Here is a 15,834-nt window from a genome sequence, read left to right as displayed (position 1 = left end):
GGCCATGGACCGGGCCGCGGGGCCGTGGCAGACCAGGGAGACCGGCTTGCCGGAGGCGAGCCAGTCGGTGAGCAGCCTGCCGGATGCGGCGTTGTCGGGCAGGTCCTCCATCGGGCCCCAGCCGCCGGGGTAGAAGACGGCCACGTAGTCGTCGATGTTCACGTCCTCGATGCGCATCGGGTGCGCCAGCTCGGTGGCTTCGCGCAACGCCGTCCGCATGCGCTCGGCGCCTTCCTCGCCGCCGTTGAAGTCGGCGGTGAGACTGAGGGCATCGGCGGTGGGCGGTACGCCGCCGGGGGTCGCGGCCGCTATCTCGTAGCCGGCCTCCTTGAAGACGGCGTACGGGCCGAGGGCCTCCTCGGCCCAGAAACCGGCCGGCTGCCGGGTGCCGTCGGCCAGCGTCCAGTGGTCGGACGCGGTGATCACGAAGAGGATCTTCGCCATGGGGAGTTCCTGATGAGGGGAGGGTCAGCCCTTGAGGGCTTCCTGGAGGACGTGGCTGTCGGCGATCTGTCGCATCCGTACGGCCTGGCCGTCGCGGACGGTCCACAGGTGCAGGAAGCGGACGTCGGCCGTGTTCCCGGTCTTCGTCTCGGCGTGGTATCGGCCGTAGACGAAGACATGACCCTCGTCGTCGGCGAAGAACTCCTCGGGCACCGCGCCGAAGGACTCGTAGTCCGTCATCTTGCCGAAGAAGTCCGTGGCCACGCTGTCCCAGCCGTGGTAGACGCCGCTGTTCGGGAAGCCGGGGGTGATGTCCCAGACGAAGTCCGGAGCCATCACCTCCTTCGTGACCTCGGGGGCCATTCGGGACTCGTAGACCCGGCGGATGACGGCGAGGCTCGGGGAATCGGACATGGGGGTACTCCTTGCGAGGGGGGTGGGTGGGGCGGAAGGAAGCGGCCGGTGATCAGGCGGCGAGGGCGGTCCGGCCTGCGCGGAAGATCGCGGCCTGCTGTGCGACGCGGGCGCCGAGGTGCTCCGCGGTGGCGATGTCCGACTTGTGGACGGCCTCGGGGCCGGCGTCGGTCGGGCTTTGGGCACCGGCGCCGAGGAAGAAGCCCAGCCGGTTGATGTCGTCCTCGCTGCCCTTGGTGGAGTCCCATCCCGGCAGCAGGCCCAGGCTGATCCAGTGCATGCCGTGCTGGGCGGCCAGGGTGGCGAAGTAGCCCAAGGTGGAGGACTTGTCGCCGCTCTTCGCGCCGGAGTTGGTGAAGCCCGCGGCGAGCTTGTCCACCCAGGCGTGCGGGAACCAGCGCTTGCTGCTGGCCTGGGCGAAGGTGTGGAAGGCCGCGGAGGCGGTGCCCATGTACGTTGCGGCACCGAAGATGATCGCGTCGGCGGCGTCCAGCTGTGCCCACTGCTCGTCGGTGATGGTGTCGACGGAGATCGAGACGACCTCGGCGCCGGCTCCCGTGGCACCGTGCGCCACGGCTTCGGCGATGACGGCCGTGTGGCCGTAACCCGAATGAAAGGCGATGGCGACGGTGGGCTCGCCGGGATGAGACATGGTGATCTTTCTCCTCGAGTGAGGTCTTCGGCGGGACTAAAGGACGGCGAAGAACTTCACCATTTTGGTGAGCGCTTGGTCCATGTACTCGGGCACGTCGTACATGGCGATATGTGTCGCGCCGTCGACGACGAACAATTCCTTCGGGCCGTTGGAAAGTTCGTAGGCTTGGTCGCTGAACACCTTTGTGTCCGCCTTGCTGCCCGCGATGAGAAGCAGTGGCTGGGTCAGGAGTTCCGGAATCTGATCGAACGCCGAGAAGGCGTACATCTTGTCCATGCTGGTCAGCAGGAAACGGCCCTTGGAATTGGGGTGCTGTCCACGCGGGGTCCGGTAGTAGTCGTATCCCTCACGCAGGAGGTCCGGCGTGTTGTCGTCGATCTCCTCCAGCGTCTCCGGGACGAAGGGAGCGTAGGCGGGTGCCGCTCCCCGTGCCTCCGCCGTGCGCTGCTGGGCGACCATCTCCAGGGTCTTGATCTGCTCGGCCACCGGGGACAGGTGCCCCAGGAAACCGCGCGAACCCTCGCCCATCGGGGCCGCGCTGACCGTGGCCACCGCCTTGAAGCGGCGTTCGGTCTGGGCCACGCTGATCGCGTATCCGCCGCCGGCGCAGATGCCGAAGACACCCATGCGCTCGGTGTCGACGTACGGGAGAGTGGTGAGGAAGTCCGCCGCGCAGCGGGCGTCTTCCACTCTGGTGGTGGGGTCCTCCAGGAGACGCGGTTCGCCACCGCTCGCTCCCTGATAGGAGGAGTCGTAGACCACGGTGACGAATCCGTGGGCGGCCAGCCGCTTCGCGTACTCGCCGATGGTCTGTTCCTTCACGCCACCGGCCGGGTGAATTCCGACCAGGGCCGGGTACTTCTTCTTTTCGTCGAAGTCGTCCGGCAGATGAAGGTGTCCCGCGATTTCTACTTCTTTGTTCCTGAATGAAACGGCCTCGACCATGGCGCCTGTCCCCTTTTCGCCCCGGTTCCGTCGATTTACGGTCCGCGCACCATGATTCGCCGGTGCCGAGGTGCTGTCCACTCGTGATGGGGGGAGAAAACTGTCCCCTGGATATGAATAACCGGGTAGACGGTTCACCTTCTCATTCCTGGGGTGCGTTCCGGGTAGCCTCGCGTCAGGAGCGACTGTCGACGGCGAGAGCGTCCGGGTTCAATTGCTCGACCAGGCGGTGGAGCAGGCGGTGGATGGTGTCCTTGTCGTCCGCGCCGAGCGGCGACGTGGTCTCCGCTTCGATCCGACTGGCGATCGACGCCGCGCGGGCGGCCGCCGAGCGCCCTTCGCCGGTGACGTACAGGCGCATGCTGCGACGACTGGTCGGATGGGGCTCACGTCGCAACAGCCCTCGCTCGACGAGCTGGGTGACGGCGACTCCCATGGACTGGGCCGTGAAGCCGGAGCGGCGGGCGATCTCAGCCGCGGACACTCCTGGTGTCAGAGTGGCGTGCTGCAGTGCGTTGTGCTGGGCCAGCGTGAGGTCCTCCGCACGCAGCGCCCTTTCCAGCCGACCTGCCACGATCTGCGAGAACTGCCAGGCCAGACAGTCCGGTGGTGGGGAACGCGGCGTCGGTCACGTCGGCAGTTTACGAGAACGCCTCCGCGGGACGCTGGTCCGCGACGTCATGCGACCGCCCGGCCGCGCGTACCTACCCGCACTCCTTCAGCGCCAAGACCGGCCCCACCCAGTTCCCGGTCACGACGTTCGACAGGCCCGCGGGTGCGCTGGCGGCCGCCCTCGCCGCGTACGCGACAGGATCCTGACCGAGGACGGTCAGAAGACCGACTGACGGACCCGGTGGTCGGCTGACGGACCCGGCGGCCGACTGACGGGCACCCCACCCGACCGGCTCGCCACCGCTGCCGGAGTACGGGCACCGCCCGACGTGTGCGGTCCGGCATCGCGGTTGTGGCCGAATGCGGAACCGCGTTCCGTGCCGTGAGGGGTACTGACAGGGACCCCCACTGATCGCGTGCGCTTCCTACGCTGGGATTCATGGACAACCGGGCCGAAGTCAGTGCATTCCTCAAGTCCCGCCGCGGAAAAATCACCCCGGAGCAGGCCGGTCTGCCGGTGTACGGACACCGTCGGGTGCCCGGGCTGCGCCGGGGTGAGGTCGCGATGCTCGCCGGGGTGAGCGTGGAGTACTACACCCGCCTGGAGCGCGGCGATCTGAGCGGGGTCTCCGACAGCGTCCTGGACGCCCTGGCTCGGGCCCTGCGGCTGGATGACACCGAGCGGGACCACCTCCACGCCCTGGCCCGGGCGGCGAGCGCGACCCCGGCGCCGGTCCGGCGTCGCCCGAAGAAGGCGACCGTGCGGCCCGGCGTGCTGCGCATCATCGAGGGCCTGCACGACCAGCCGGCCTACGTGCGCAACAACCGCATGGACATCCTGGCGGCCAATCCGCTCGCCCGCGCCCTGCACTACGAGGTGTTCGAACAGCAGCCGGCCAACACCTGCCGGTTCGTCTTCCTCGACCCCCGCGCCACCCGGCTCTACCCCGACTGGGAGCGGGTGGCCCGTGACGGAGTCGGGGCCCTGCGGGTCGAGGCGGCCAGGAACCCCTACGACCGTGAGCTGTCGAACCTGATCGGTGAACTGTCCACCCGCAGCGACGCCTTCCGCACCCTGTGGGGCGCGCACGACGTGCACGTCTTCACCGAGGGCACCAAGCGATTCCACCACCCGGCGGTGGGCGAGATGGAGCTGGTGCACGAGAGCCTGGACGTGTCCGGCGATCCGGGTCTCTCCATCACCGTCTACAGCGCCGATCCCGGTACCCCGGCCGCGGACGCCCTGAAGCTCCTCGCCAGCTGGGCGGCGAGCCAGGACCGGGACGCGACCGCCTCGCGGGCCGACACCGAGCGCTGACCCCGGCGGGCTCGGCACGGGGGATGAGGGGGTCCCTGCTGTTACCCCTCACAAGCGTGACTGCCCGCGCGGCCCGGCTCCTGGTTCCGTGGATCGCGGTGGCCCTGAAGGGCTCCTTCCGCACAATCTCCCGAAAGGATCGTCAGTGAGTTCCCCCTCGTCCACGAAGCCGGACACCTCGGTCGCCGTACCGCTCGCAGGCGACGGTGCCAGGGCCGTGCCCGCCGGGAACGCCAAGCTGCCGCCGGTGGTGTGGCTGCTGGGTGCCGTCGCCTTCATCATGGGCACCAGCGAGTTCATCGTCTCCGGCCTGCTGCCGCAGATCGCCGGCGCCCTCCATGTCAGCGTCTCCGGCGCCGGAACGCTGATCACCGCCTTCGCCGTCGGCATGATGATCGGCGCACCGGTGATGTCCGTGGCGACCCGGCGCCTGCCGCGTCGCTCGGCCCTGGTCGCCGCACTGCTGGTCTTCGCGGTGGGACACGTCGTCGGCGCGCTCAGCTCGAACCTGACCCTCGCGCTCGTCGGCCGGTTCGCCGCCGCGCTGGGCAACGGCACCTTCTGGGCCGTCGGCGCGGTGGTGGCGACCGCCGCCGCGGGACCGTCGGCCAGCACCCGCGCCATGGGCGTGATGGTGGGCGGCACCACCCTGGCCAACATCGTCGGCGTGCCGCTCGGTACGGCAGCCGGCCAGCTCTCCGGCTGGCAGGCTCCCTTCTGGGTGCTCGCCGCTCTCGCCGTGACCGCCGCCGCTGTGATCGCCCGCCGGATCCCGGCCGACTCCGCACGCGCCGACTCCTCCCTGCGCGCGGAGACCACCTCGCTCAGGCACCCGCGACTGTGGCTGGTGTACCTGGCCATCGCGCTCATCCAGGCCGGTCTCATGGCCGCCTACAGCTATGTCGCCCCGCTGCTGACCGACCGAGCCCACCTCGCGACCGTCCTGGTGCCGCTGGCGTTGCTCGGTTACGGCGTCGGCGCCCTGGCCGGCACCACGGTCGGCGGACGCCTTGGCGACCGACGTCCCTACGCCACGCTCCTCCCCGCCACCGCCCTCACGACCGCGCTCCTGGGCGCCATCACCCTGTGGGCGACCGACAGCGTCGTGGCCGTGGTCCTGGTCGTGCTGCTCGGCACCGCGGGCTTCGCCAACAACCCCGTCGTGGTCGGCGAGGTCGTTCGCATCGCGGGAGCCGGCCGCTCCCTGCCGATGGCCCTGGCCACGTCCGCCTTCCAGGTCGGCATCGCCACCGGCTCCTGGCTCGGCGGCCTCGCCCTGACCTCCGGCCTGGGCCTCAAGGGCCCGTCGCTGACCGGCTTCGCCTTCGCCCTGACGGCCCTGCTGCCTCTCGGCCTGCTGGCCGCCTCACAGGCCAAGGCGCGATCGGCGCGGAGCTGACACCGCAGGCGACGCGTGCCTGCCGCCCCGGACGGCATCAGGAGGACGGGCCGCCCGAGTGCCGGAGGGTGGTCAGCCACTGGGGCACGACGGAGTCGATGAAGGCGTCGGTGACCGTCCCGCGGTCCAGGAAGAGCCGGGCGGGGACGGGGCCGTGGAGCAGGGTGAACCCGTCGGCCGCCGGCACCCGGTTGCGGGTGCGCTGCACGCGCGGAGTGCCCGGGGCCGGCCGACGGCGGTGGAGAGGCTGCTCCTGGCGTACCGCGGAAGATCGTCGGTGTTCCGGCCTGCGGACGCCTCCGCCGGTGTCAGGACAGTGGGATCTGGGCGAAGCGGGTGGCGGTGTGGAGGTCGGTCTGGATCGCGTCCGCCGTGGTGCGCAGTGCGGGGAGGAAGTCCGTCACGCAGTCGTCCAGGGTGCGGCGGGCCGCGTGCGTGGCGACGTTCAGGGCCGCGACAGGGCGGCCTGCCCGGTCTCGTACCGGTACGGCGATCGAGCGCAGGCCCGACTCCAGTTCCTCGTCCGCCAGGGCGTACCCGGGCGGGTCGTCCGGGGTGAGAAGGGCTCGGCCCAGTGAGGTGTGCGCGGCGGGGAGGCGGGTGCCGACCGTGATGTCCACGGTGAGGACCCTGCCGGCGGCCGCCACCGCGATGTACTGGACCTCCTGGGGAGCGCTGCCCGGGACCCGGACCGCCAGTGCCGTCGGCTCGTGGAGGTGGTCCGCGAGGGTGCGCAGGTGCGGGGCCGCCAGGCGGGCCAGGGTCGTACGGGAGAGGGGCGGGTAGCCCAGGGAGAGCACCCGGGGGGTGAGGGTGAAGGTGCGGTCCTGTGCCGTCACCAGGCCCAGGTGTTCGTACGTGATCAGGGCGCGGCGGGCCGTCGCCCTCGCCAGGCCCGTCGCCTTGGCCACGTCCGTCAGGGTCAGGGCCGAGCGGCCCTCGCCGAAGGCCGTGAGGACCGTAAGGCCACGGGCGAGGGACTCCACGAAGTCCCGGCCCAGTTCGTGCTTGGACGCGGTGGTCCAGGTCGCCAGGCCGGCGGGGGGCGGCCCCGGCTCCGCGGGGCGGGCCTCGCTCAGTTCCCGTGCCATCGCCGTCACCGCCGTGCGGAGGCGGGGGAGGAGGGTGTCGCGCAGGCCGGCCGCGGTGTGGCGGCTCGTATGGCTCACCACACTGGCCACGCACGCCGGGCGGCCGGTGGCCGGGTCGCGGACCGGTACGGACACCGCGACCAGGCCCGGTTCGATCAGCTGGTCGTCCAGGGCCCAGCCGTCCTGTCGGGCCCGTTCCGTCCGGGCGACGAAGTCGTCCCGACCGCCCGCACCTCTGGGCGGTACGGCCGGGAAGCCCGCGTCCGTGGGGTCGGCCGTGCGCCGGGCGCGCCATGCCGTCCACTCCGATTCCGTCCACTGAGCCGCGAACAGGGGGCCGGGGGCGGTGCGTTCGGCCGGGAGCAGGTCGCCGATGCGGAAGCTGACGGACAGGGCCCGGCGGCGGGTCGCCTGGTGGATGAAACGGATGCCGTCGCCGTCGGCGACCGCCAGGGACACGGACTCGTCCAGTTCGTCCGCGAGCGCGTCGGCGTGTGCGTCGAGCAAGGCGGGGAGGCGGAGGGCGGCCAGGTAGGCGTTGCCCAGTTCCATCACCCGGGGGGTGAGCACCGCGTCCCGGCCGTCCAGGCGGACGTATCCGGTGCGTGCCAGGGTCGCGGTGATCCGGTCGACCGTGGAACGGGCCAGGCCGGTGCGCCGTTCCAGCGCGCTCGCGCTCAGCGTCCCACCCGCCCCGGTCAGCGCCTCCAGCACCGCGACCCCCCGGATCAGCGGCGCGACCGCCTCGGCGGGCGGGGAAGAAGGGGGAGGCGAGGAGGAAGGGGAGGGCAGGGGGGTGGCGGCGGTCATCGGCTCTCCGGTACGGCCGGCCGACGGCGACGGCGCAGGCCTCGATCAGGGCACGCCTACCGTAAACCGTGGGCCCCTGGGCTGGAGCCGGCGCTGGTGCGGGGGCCGGGGTGGGAGTCGGGGCCGGAGTGGGGAGTGTGAGCCGGGGCCGGGGCCGGGGCCGGGGCTGGGGCCGGGAGGCGGGGGCGAAGGGCGGGGCGGGAGGCGGGGGTCTGGGGCCGCGGGCGGAGTCCTCGCTCCGGGCCTACCCCCGGATCACCCGCACCCGATACCCCCCGTCCCCCTCCACCCCCTCCACTCGTATCTCGATCTTGTGTCGTGGGTCCTTGAAGGTTTCGCCGGGGCCGAACGGGGCGTCGGAGAGTTCCGCCTGGACGTTGGGGCTGCGGGTGCAGCCGCCGGTGTCGCGGTGGGCGTCGTAGACCTTGATCGGGCCGCGGCCGGTGTCGACGTTCGCGTCGACCTTGTAGATGAGGACGCCGGGGCGGCAGACCTCCTCGTCGTTGCCTCCTTTGGCGCGTACTTCCAGGGCGTAGCCGGTGCGGGCGTCGACGGGGACGAAGACGAGTTTGCGGCCGCCGGTGCGGGCCAGCGGGGTGAGGGTGTAGTCGGCGGTGCCCCGGGCCGCCGCGCAGCTGACCTGGTCCGCGTCCAGCCAGCCCAGCTTCCACTTGTGCCAGGCGAGCAGGTCGTTGTCGGCGCCCCAGTCCTCGCTCATGATGTCCCAGTGCCCCACCGCGCCCCCGCCCTCCTGGGTGTAGAGGTCGGGCAGGCCGAAGACATGGCCGTTCTCGTGGGGCAGGACCCGGTACCCGGTGCGGGCGTAGGAGCCGGAGCCGTCGTCCTGCCGGGAGTACACGAAGGACGCGTTGGCGACCGGGACGCCGTCGGCGACGGGGGCGTCGCCGTTGCCCGCGAAGGTCACCGACAGGACCGTGTCCAGGGCGGACGGCCCGGCGTTCGGGGTGACCAGCACGTTCAGGAGGTCGTACGACCGGAAGTCCACGTCCGGGTCGGCGGCGGCCACGATGTCCTGGACCAGCTGCCGGTAGCCGGGGTCGAAGGGGGCGCCGCGCTCTATGCCGTAGTCCTTGAACGGCTTCGGCATCCGCAGCCAGTGGTCGATGGGCGCCTCGGGCCGGTAGTCGAGCTTGCCGTAGGAGGCCGTGCGGAACCATTCCTGGGTCTGCGGGAAGAACTCGTCGTAGCGGTCGAGCGCGCTGCCCTGGCCGGGTGCGTCGGGGAAGTCGACCATCAGGGTGAGGGCGTGCACGGTGCCGGTGGAGCGGGAGTAGCCGCCGGGGGTCGGGATGCCCTCGGTCATCTGCACGTTGTGGCCGCCGCTGATCAGGCAGGGGCTGTAGGCGGCGGAACGGGCCAGTGCGAACGGGCCCGCCCCGGCCGGTGTGGGGGGCGCCGTGAGGTGCCCGGTGCCCGCCGAGGTCCCGACCACGAGGATCAACGCGGTGAGGGCGGCGAGGCAGACCCCGCGACGGTGGCGGCGTATGCGGTTGCCCGCGGATATTCGGCGGTCCGCGGATATTCGGCGGTCTGTGGAGGTCCGGCGGTCTGTGGAGGTCCGGCGGTTCCTGGATGTCCGGCGGTCCGTCGGTGTCCCGCGGTCCGTGGGTATCCCAAGGACCGCGGATATCCCGACGTCCGTGGATGCCCGGCGGTCCGTGGATGTCCCAAGGTCTGCGGATGCCCGGCGGCCCTCGGGAAGCCGAAGCCGAAGCCGAAATCGAAGCCGCAACCGAAGCCGGCGGGGGGCGGGTCCGTGTCGGTGCGTGGGGGTGCTGAGGCTCACGCGGTTACGGCGGTTGGGGTGCTGCGGCTGCATGCATGGACCTTTCGCGCCACGGCAGCCGCCGGTGTCCGGCTGCACCCTTTCGATCACCCTGTGTCGAGGGGGGTGGGGGCGCGCGCTGTAGAGGCCGATCGTGGGATTTCGCCGGGCATGCGAGTGTGATTCAGGTCACAGGAATTGTGGGGAAGGCGTGGAAATAACCGGGGACCGTCTCCCCGTTTAGACCTGTGTCCGAGTGAAACGGGGAGCCGGTCCCCGGATCACTCCTCAGAACCGGAAGACCGACCAACCGATCGACTCGACCAGGACAGGAGTGCGCCGTGCAGACCGCGACCGCCACCCCCGCCGTGCGCAAGGCATCCCGGCCCCGCGCCGACGCCCTGCGCAACCGGGAGCGGATCGTCACCGCCGCCCGCGAGATCTTCACCGAGTACGGCCACGACGTGCCGCTCGACGAGATCGCCCGCCGGGCCGGCGTCGGCAACGCCACCCTGTACCGCAACTTCCCCGACCGCGACGCGCTCGTCCGTGAGGTCGTCTGCTCCGTGATGAACCGGACGTCCGAGGCGGCCGAGCTGGCGCTCGCGGAGACCGGCGACGCCTTCGGGGCGCTGGAGCGGTTCGTGCACACGTCCGCCGACGAGCGGGTCAGCGCACTGTGCCCGATGGTCTCCAGCACCTTCGACAAGAACCATCCCGATCTGGAAGCGGCGCGTGAGCGGTGCGAGCAGCTCATCGGGCAGCTCATGGACCGCGCCAAGGCGGCCGGACAGCTCCGTCCGGACGTCGGCGTCGGCGATGTGATGATCGCCACGGCCCAGCTCAGCCGGCCCCCGGTCGGCACCGGCTGCCTGATCAACGACCGCTTCGTCCACCGTCATCTGCAACTGTTCCTGGACGGGCTGCGGGCCCCGGCCCGTTCCGTCCTGCCGGGCACGGCCGTGACCATGGAGGACCTGCGCCAGGCCTGACCAAGCCGCGAAAACCGTCCTGACAGCCGATTAGTCAGGGGCCGCCGACAGGTCCCTCTTCCGAGCAGTTTTCACGCAGCACTTTTCCGTCACGAACTCCCGACTTTCCGTCACGAAGTCACGAAGTCACGAAGTGGGTACCCCCATGTCTGAAACAGCCGCCAAGGCTCCCGGCGCACCGGCATCGTCCGGTGACGCCAACCGCTGGAAAGCGCTGGTCTTCATCGCGCTCGCCCAGCTGATGGTCGTCCTCGACGCCACCATCGTGAACATCGCACTGCCCTCCGCCCAGACCGACCTGGGCATCTCCGACGGCAACCGGCAGTGGGTCGTCACGGCCTACGCCCTCGCCTTCGGCGGTCTGCTCCTCTTCGGCGGCCGCATCGCCGACCTGTGGGGCCGCAAGCGGGCCTTCGTCATAGGCCTGACCGGCTTCGCCGCCGCCTCCGCGCTCGGCGGCGCCGCGACCTCCGGCGCGATGATGTTCGGCGCCCGTGCCCTCCAGGGCGTCTTCGGCGCCATGCTCGCCCCGGCCGCGCTTTCCCTGCTCGCCGTGATGTTCACGGACGCCAAGGAGCGTGCCAAGGCGTTCGGTATCTACGGTGCGATCGCCGGTGGCGGCGGCGCCGTCGGCTTCATCCTGGGCGGTGTGCTCACCGAGTACCTGAACTGGCGGTGGACGTTCTTCGTGAACATCCCGTTCGCCATCGTCGCCGCGCTCGGCGCGTACTTCGTCATCCGTGAGCCGGAGGGCGGCCGCAACCGCAACCCGCTCGACATCCCCGGCGTGCTGCTGTCCACCCTCGGCCTGGTCTCCCTGGTCTACGGCTTCACCCGCGCCGAGTCCGACGGCTGGGGCGACGCCACCACCATCGGCCTGTTCGTCGCCTCCGCGGTGCTGCTGATCGCGTTCGTCGTCACCGAGACCCGCGTCAAGGCCCCGCTGCTGCCGCTGCGCGTGGTCACCGACCGCAACCGCGGCGGTATCTACCTCTCCCTCGGTATCGCGATCATCGCGATGTTCGGCACCTTCCTCTTCCTGACCTACTACCTCCAGGCCATCAAGGGCTTCTCGCCGATCCAGACCGGCTTCGCCTTCCTGCCGATGGTCGCGGGCATGATGATCGGCTCCACCCAGATCGGCACCCGGCTGATGACCCGGGTCCCGGCCCGGATGCTGATGGGCCCGGGCTTCCTGGTCGCCGCCCTCGGCATGCTGCTGATGACCCGGCTGGAGATCGGCTCGTCGTACGCCTCGACGGTCCTGCCTGCGGTGCTGCTGCTCGGCCTCGGCATGGGTACGGCGTTCATGCCGGCCATGTCCCTGGCCACGCTCGGTGTCGAGCCCCGGGACGCCGGTGTCGCCTCCGCGATGGTCAACACCTCGCAGCAGGTGGGTGGCGCCATCGGCACCGCCCTGCTGAACACGATCGCCGCGTCCGCGACGACGTCGTACATCAAGGACCACATCGCCACCGCGACCTCCAAGTCGCAGCAGCAGCTGGTCCAGATGGAAGGCGCGGTGCACGGCTACACCAACGCCATCTGGTTCGCCGTCGGCATGCTGGCGCTGGCCGCGGTCATCGTGGTGGCCCTGGTCAACGCCGGCAAGCCGGAAGCCACCACCGTGGCCTCCGGGGACGGCGTGGCGGACGAGGTGGCGATCCCGGTGGTCGCTCACTGAGCGACCCACCGCACGAGCACCGTCCACGGGTACCCCCGCGGGCCTGCCCCGGCTCCTCAGCGGAGTGACTCCTCAGCGGAGCCAGGGCAGGTCCGCGCCCGCATCGCTCGGTTGCAGGCCCTCGGCGACGATCTGCATGATCTCGCCGAGGGTCTGCTGCTGTTCCGGGGTCAGCCGCTCGAACAGCGCCTGCCGTACGGCGGTCACATGGCCCGGCGCGGTCCTCCGCAGCACCTCGGCGCCCTCGTCGGTCAGCACGGCGAACTGCCCCCGCTTGTCGGAGGGACAGTCCTCCCGCCGTACCCAGCCGTTCTTCTCCAGGCGGGCGACGGCGTGCGACAGCCGGGAGCGGGTGATCTTCGCGTTCATCGCCAGCTCGGTCATCCGCAGCCGCCCGTCGGGCGCCTCGGCGAGGCCGACGAGCAGGCCGTAGTAGATGTGCGGCATCCCCGCGTCCCGTTGGAGCTGACGGTCCAGATGGTCCTCCAGCAAGGTCGAGGCGTGCAGGTACGAGCGCCAGACGCGCTGTTCGTCGGCCGTGAGCCAGCGGTCCTGCGCGGCGGCGGAGTCGAAGGATGCCGTATTCATGTATCCCACTCTACGAGGCCTCTCCTTGAAGATTAAACAAGTCCGGCGTAAGGTGTTGAACGGAAAGCTTGAGAGTTAAAACATCGATTTGGAACATCGGGTCCAGGAAAGACCCGGAGGGAGTCGCCGTCATGTCCGCCGCCGCCCCGGAGCGATCCGCCGCTTCCCAGGAGCGCATGCCCGCGCTCTATCTGAGCCACGGCGCGCCGCCACTCGCCGACGACCCGGTCTGGCCGGGCGAACTGGCCGCGTGGAGCGCCGACCTGCCCCGCCCCAAGGCGATCCTGATGGTCTCCGCGCACTGGGAGGAGGCCCCTCTCGCCCTCGGCGCCGTGCGGACCGTCCCGCTCGTCTACGACTTCTGGGGCTTCCCCGAGCATTACTACAAGGTGCAGTACGCCGCCCCCGGCGCACCGGAGCTGGCCGAGAGCGTGCGCAAGCTGCTGCGCGCCCCCGGCACTCCCGTGCAGGACATCCCGGACCGCGGCCTGGACCACGGCGCCTACGTCCCCCTGGTGGAGATGTTCCCGGCCGCCGACATCCCCGTGCTGCAGATCTCCATGCCCACCCTCGACCCGGTCCGGCTGATGGAGACAGGCCGTCGGCTCGCCCCGCTGCGCGACGAGGGCGTGCTGATCGTCGGCTCCGGCTTCTTCACCCACAACCTGGCCGCCCTGCGCCACGCCGGGAGCGGTGTGCCGACCTGGTCCTCCGAGTTCGACGACTGGGGGCGCCGGGCGCTGGAGCACCGCGACTGGGACGCCCTGCTCGACTTCCTCGACAAAGCCCCGGCCGGCCGCTACGCCCATCCGCGCACCGAACACTTCGCCCCGCTCTTCGTCACCATGGGCGCGGCGGACGCCGGTGGCGGTCTCGATGCGCAGAAGTCGGTGATCGACGGGTTCTGGATGGGGATGGCGAAGCGCTCGGTGCAGTTCGGGTGACGCACGGGCGGCGCGGCTAGAGCGGGCGCTCGTACCAGGCCACGTCCCAGTAGCGGCCGAACTTGCGGCCCACCTCGCGGTACGTGCCGACGTACCCGAAGCCGAAGCGCTCGTGCAGCCGGGTGGACGCCTCGTTCGGCTGCGCGACGCCCGCGTAGGCGCGGTGCAGGTCCTGGCCCGCGAGCGCCTCGAAGAGGGTCTTGTAGAGAAGGGTGCCGACACCGCGCCGACCGGCGCCCGGGGCGACGTAGGCGGTGGTCTCCACCGAGGTCGCGTAGGCCGGTTTCGCTCGGTAGGGGCTGGATGTGGCGTACCCGAGAATCTCCTGTGAGTCCGTCGTCACGGCAACCATCAGGCGGTACGGGCCGTCTTCCGGGTGGGAGAGCAGCCACGGCCGACGCTCTTCCGGAGTGAAGGCCACCGTGTCGAATGTGATGGGCGTCTCACGGACGTAGTGGTTGTAGATCTCGGTGAGGGCTTCGAGGTCCCCCTCGTTCCCCGGCCTGACCTGCACCTCTGTGCGTTCCGACGACATCCGGTCTCCTCACGGGGTCGCGCAGGATACTGCATGATCAGAAATTCGGGGTGCGGGGTGGGAATTCTGTCCGGATTCCAGTCGTTGTTTCCACCAGATGCAGGGCACTCGGCGAGAGTCCGAGGAGTTCCAGGAGTGGAGTTCCCCAGGGTCTCGAGTCGAGGACCCGGCAGCTGAAGGACCGACAGGATCACCCCGCCCGCCCACCATCGCAAGGGAGCACGCATGGCAACCCGTGCCGTCGCCCGTCGTAGGACCGCCACTGGCGAGGCGGCCGACTCGGCAAGCAGTGTTCGCGCCCGTGCCGTTCGCGGCCACGTCGGCGAGATAGCCGACCGTGACCTGGTCGGCATGTACCTCGACGAGATCGCGCGCACACCGCTGCTCGACGCCGCCAAGGAAGTCGAGCTGTCCCAGGCCGTAGAGGCGGGTGTGTTCGCGCGGCAGGTCCTCGACGGCGAGGAGGAGTCCGCGTCGGACGCCACCCGTGAGGAGCTGGAGGCGCTCGTCGCCGCCGGTGAGCGGGCGAAGGACGTCTTCATCCGCTCCAACCTCCGCCTTGTCGTGGCCGTCGCGCGGCGCTACCCCCGCAGTGGGCTGCCCCTCCTCGACCTGATCCAGGAGGGCAACGCCGGCTTGGTGCGTGCCGTCGAGAAGTTCGACTACCGCAAGGGCTTCAAGTTCTCGACCTACGCTACCTGGTGGATCCGTCAGGCCATCACCCGCTCCATCGCGGACCAGTCCCGGACCATCCGGCTCCCCGTCCACCTGGTGGAGGAGCTGGGCCGGATCCGCCGCGTCCAGCGCGAGTTCAACCGGGAGAACGGGCGCGACCCGGAGCCCGCGGAGATCGCCGCCGAGCTCGGTTCCACGCCGGAGCGCGTCATCGACGTCCTCGACTGGGCCCGTGACCCGGTCTCGCTGAACATGTCGGTGGACGACGAGGGTGACACCCAGTTCGGTGACCTCCTGGAGGACACCTCTGCGGTCAGCCCCGAGCAGTCCGTCCTGACCCTGCTGCGCAGCGAGGAACTGGACGACCTGATCGGCCGCCTGGACCAGCGCACGGCGTCGATCATCAAGATGCGGTACGGCATCGAGGACGGCCGCGAGCGCACGCTGACCGAGGTCGGCAAGGAGCACGGTCTGACCCGGGAGCGGATCCGCCAGATCGAGAAGCACGCCCTGCTGGAGCTGAAGAAGCTGGCCCGCTCCACCGGGTTCGAACCGGCGGCGTGAGGGCCTGAGGGGGTTGTGAGGGGAATGCGTGAGTGTGGGGCTCGCGCGCCTGGGGGCGCGCGAGGTGCCCCTTACCCTGGGCGCGTGCGCCGGGTGGCGAAAGACGGCGCAAACATGGCGCGGTACCGCTGCTTCAGAACCCACGGGTAGGGAACAAGCACTCTGGGCCGAGGAGTTGGGCTCTCGCCGGGAAGACGAAACGTTCCGGCGTGCATCGACCAGCCCCGACCGACGACGACTCATGAAGACACCCTGAAGACCGACGCCTTCTGACGACCTTTCCCTGAGCCACGTCCCGACGCACCATCCCCCCGGCGCCGGGACTTTCCCCGAGCCGGGCTCCGGCGCCCATCCCCCCCGGGCGCCGGAGCCCGGCTC

The 15,834-nt window shown here is 70.6% G+C and carries 17 protein-coding genes; 7 read left to right on the top strand and 10 right to left on the bottom strand.

The annotated features are described in order from the left end of the window. The 5 genes from ABZ646_RS22010 to ABZ646_RS21990 form a co-directional block, all read right to left on the bottom strand. On the bottom strand, positions 1 to 444 hold a 444-nt coding region (locus ABZ646_RS22010), incomplete at its 3' end, for a DJ-1/PfpI family protein (RefSeq protein WP_360521354.1). Between the two features lie 24 nt (positions 445 to 468). Next, entirely contained in the window at positions 469 to 858 is a 390-nt protein-coding gene (locus ABZ646_RS22005) for a nuclear transport factor 2 family protein (RefSeq protein WP_360521351.1), read from the bottom strand. A gap of 52 nt (positions 859 to 910) precedes the next feature. Then, positions 911 to 1,510 (bottom strand): flavodoxin family protein, encoded by a 600-nt coding sequence (locus ABZ646_RS22000; protein ID WP_360521348.1) that lies wholly within the window; start codon positions 1,508 to 1,510, stop codon positions 911 to 913. 36 nt (positions 1,511 to 1,546) lie between these two features. Next, positions 1,547 to 2,458: an alpha/beta hydrolase gene (locus tag ABZ646_RS21995; protein WP_360521345.1), complete on the bottom strand. Its 912-nt coding sequence runs from the start codon at positions 2,456 to 2,458 to the stop codon at positions 1,547 to 1,549. A 175-nt stretch (positions 2,459 to 2,633) separates the two neighbouring features. Next, positions 2,634 to 3,032: a MarR family transcriptional regulator gene (locus ABZ646_RS21990; protein WP_360521342.1), complete on the bottom strand. Its 399-nt coding sequence runs from the start codon at positions 3,030 to 3,032 to the stop codon at positions 2,634 to 2,636. 35 nt (positions 3,033 to 3,067) lie between these two features. On the opposite strand from ABZ646_RS21990, the gene ABZ646_RS21985 reads away from it, so the two are divergent. The 3 genes from ABZ646_RS21985 to ABZ646_RS21975 all read left to right on the top strand — a co-directional run bounded on the left by ABZ646_RS21985 (position 3,068) and on the right by ABZ646_RS21975 (position 5,787). After that, complete coding sequence (locus ABZ646_RS21985; RefSeq protein WP_360521339.1) at positions 3,068 to 3,277, top strand: hypothetical protein; 210 nt, start codon at positions 3,068 to 3,070, stop codon at positions 3,275 to 3,277. Between the two features lie 232 nt (positions 3,278 to 3,509). Further along, on the top strand, positions 3,510 to 4,388 hold the full coding sequence (locus ABZ646_RS21980) for a helix-turn-helix transcriptional regulator (protein ID WP_360521336.1): 879 nt from the start codon (positions 3,510 to 3,512) through the stop codon (positions 4,386 to 4,388). A gap of 145 nt (positions 4,389 to 4,533) precedes the next feature. Beyond that, positions 4,534 to 5,787 (top strand): MFS transporter, encoded by a 1,254-nt coding sequence (locus ABZ646_RS21975; RefSeq protein ID WP_360521333.1) that lies wholly within the window; start codon positions 4,534 to 4,536, stop codon positions 5,785 to 5,787. 37 nt (positions 5,788 to 5,824) lie between these two features. On the opposite strand, the gene ABZ646_RS21970 is transcribed toward ABZ646_RS21975, so the two are convergent. The 3 genes from ABZ646_RS21970 to ABZ646_RS21960 form a co-directional block, all read right to left on the bottom strand. Then, complete coding sequence (locus ABZ646_RS21970; protein ID WP_360521330.1) at positions 5,825 to 5,995, bottom strand: hypothetical protein; 171 nt, start codon at positions 5,993 to 5,995, stop codon at positions 5,825 to 5,827. A 100-nt stretch (positions 5,996 to 6,095) separates the two neighbouring features. Next, entirely contained in the window at positions 6,096 to 7,688 is a 1,593-nt protein-coding gene (locus tag ABZ646_RS21965) for an IclR family transcriptional regulator C-terminal domain-containing protein (RefSeq protein WP_360521327.1), read from the bottom strand. A gap of 244 nt (positions 7,689 to 7,932) precedes the next feature. Further along, positions 7,933 to 9,213: a M6 family metalloprotease domain-containing protein gene (locus ABZ646_RS21960; protein ID WP_360521357.1), complete on the bottom strand. Its 1,281-nt coding sequence runs from the start codon at positions 9,211 to 9,213 to the stop codon at positions 7,933 to 7,935. Positions 9,214 to 9,815: 602 nt separating this feature from the next. On the opposite strand from ABZ646_RS21960, the gene ABZ646_RS21955 reads away from it, so the two are divergent. After that, the gene (locus ABZ646_RS21955) at positions 9,816 to 10,466 is read left to right on the top strand and encodes a TetR/AcrR family transcriptional regulator (RefSeq protein ID WP_360521324.1); all 651 of its coding nucleotides are present in this window, start codon (positions 9,816 to 9,818) and stop codon (positions 10,464 to 10,466) included. Positions 10,467 to 10,611: 145 nt separating this feature from the next. Next, complete coding sequence (locus ABZ646_RS21950; protein WP_360521321.1) at positions 10,612 to 12,150, top strand: MFS transporter; 1,539 nt, start codon at positions 10,612 to 10,614, stop codon at positions 12,148 to 12,150. 72 nt (positions 12,151 to 12,222) lie between these two features. Here the strand turns inward: ABZ646_RS21950 and ABZ646_RS21945 are convergent, their stop codons facing one another. Next, positions 12,223 to 12,738, bottom strand: a complete 516-nt coding sequence (locus tag ABZ646_RS21945; protein ID WP_360521318.1) for a MarR family transcriptional regulator — start codon at positions 12,736 to 12,738, stop codon at positions 12,223 to 12,225. Between the two features lie 131 nt (positions 12,739 to 12,869). Here ABZ646_RS21945 and ABZ646_RS21940 point away from each other — a divergent pair, with 131 nt between their 5' ends. Then, positions 12,870 to 13,682 carry a class III extradiol ring-cleavage dioxygenase gene (locus ABZ646_RS21940; protein ID WP_360521315.1) on the top strand — a complete coding sequence of 271 codons (813 nt, stop codon included), beginning with the start codon at positions 12,870 to 12,872 and terminating at the stop codon, positions 13,680 to 13,682. A 16-nt stretch (positions 13,683 to 13,698) separates the two neighbouring features. Here ABZ646_RS21940 and ABZ646_RS21935 read toward each other — a convergent pair whose 3' ends face one another. After that, entirely contained in the window at positions 13,699 to 14,217 is a 519-nt protein-coding gene (locus ABZ646_RS21935) for an N-acetyltransferase family protein (protein ID WP_360521312.1), read from the bottom strand. A 225-nt stretch (positions 14,218 to 14,442) separates the two neighbouring features. On the opposite strand from ABZ646_RS21935, the gene ABZ646_RS21930 reads away from it, so the two are divergent. Further along, entirely contained in the window at positions 14,443 to 15,456 is a 1,014-nt protein-coding gene (locus ABZ646_RS21930; protein ID WP_360521309.1) for a sigma-70 family RNA polymerase sigma factor, read from the top strand. The last annotated feature ends 378 nt before the right edge of the window (positions 15,457 to 15,834 follow it).

The sequence above is a fragment of the Streptomyces sp. NPDC007162 genome (assembly GCF_040634175.1).
GTDB lineage: Bacteria > Actinomycetota > Actinomycetes > Streptomycetales > Streptomycetaceae > Streptomyces.
The sequence above is the reverse complement of the archived record's forward strand: the minus strand, read 5'-3'. Positions and strand labels throughout refer to the sequence as shown.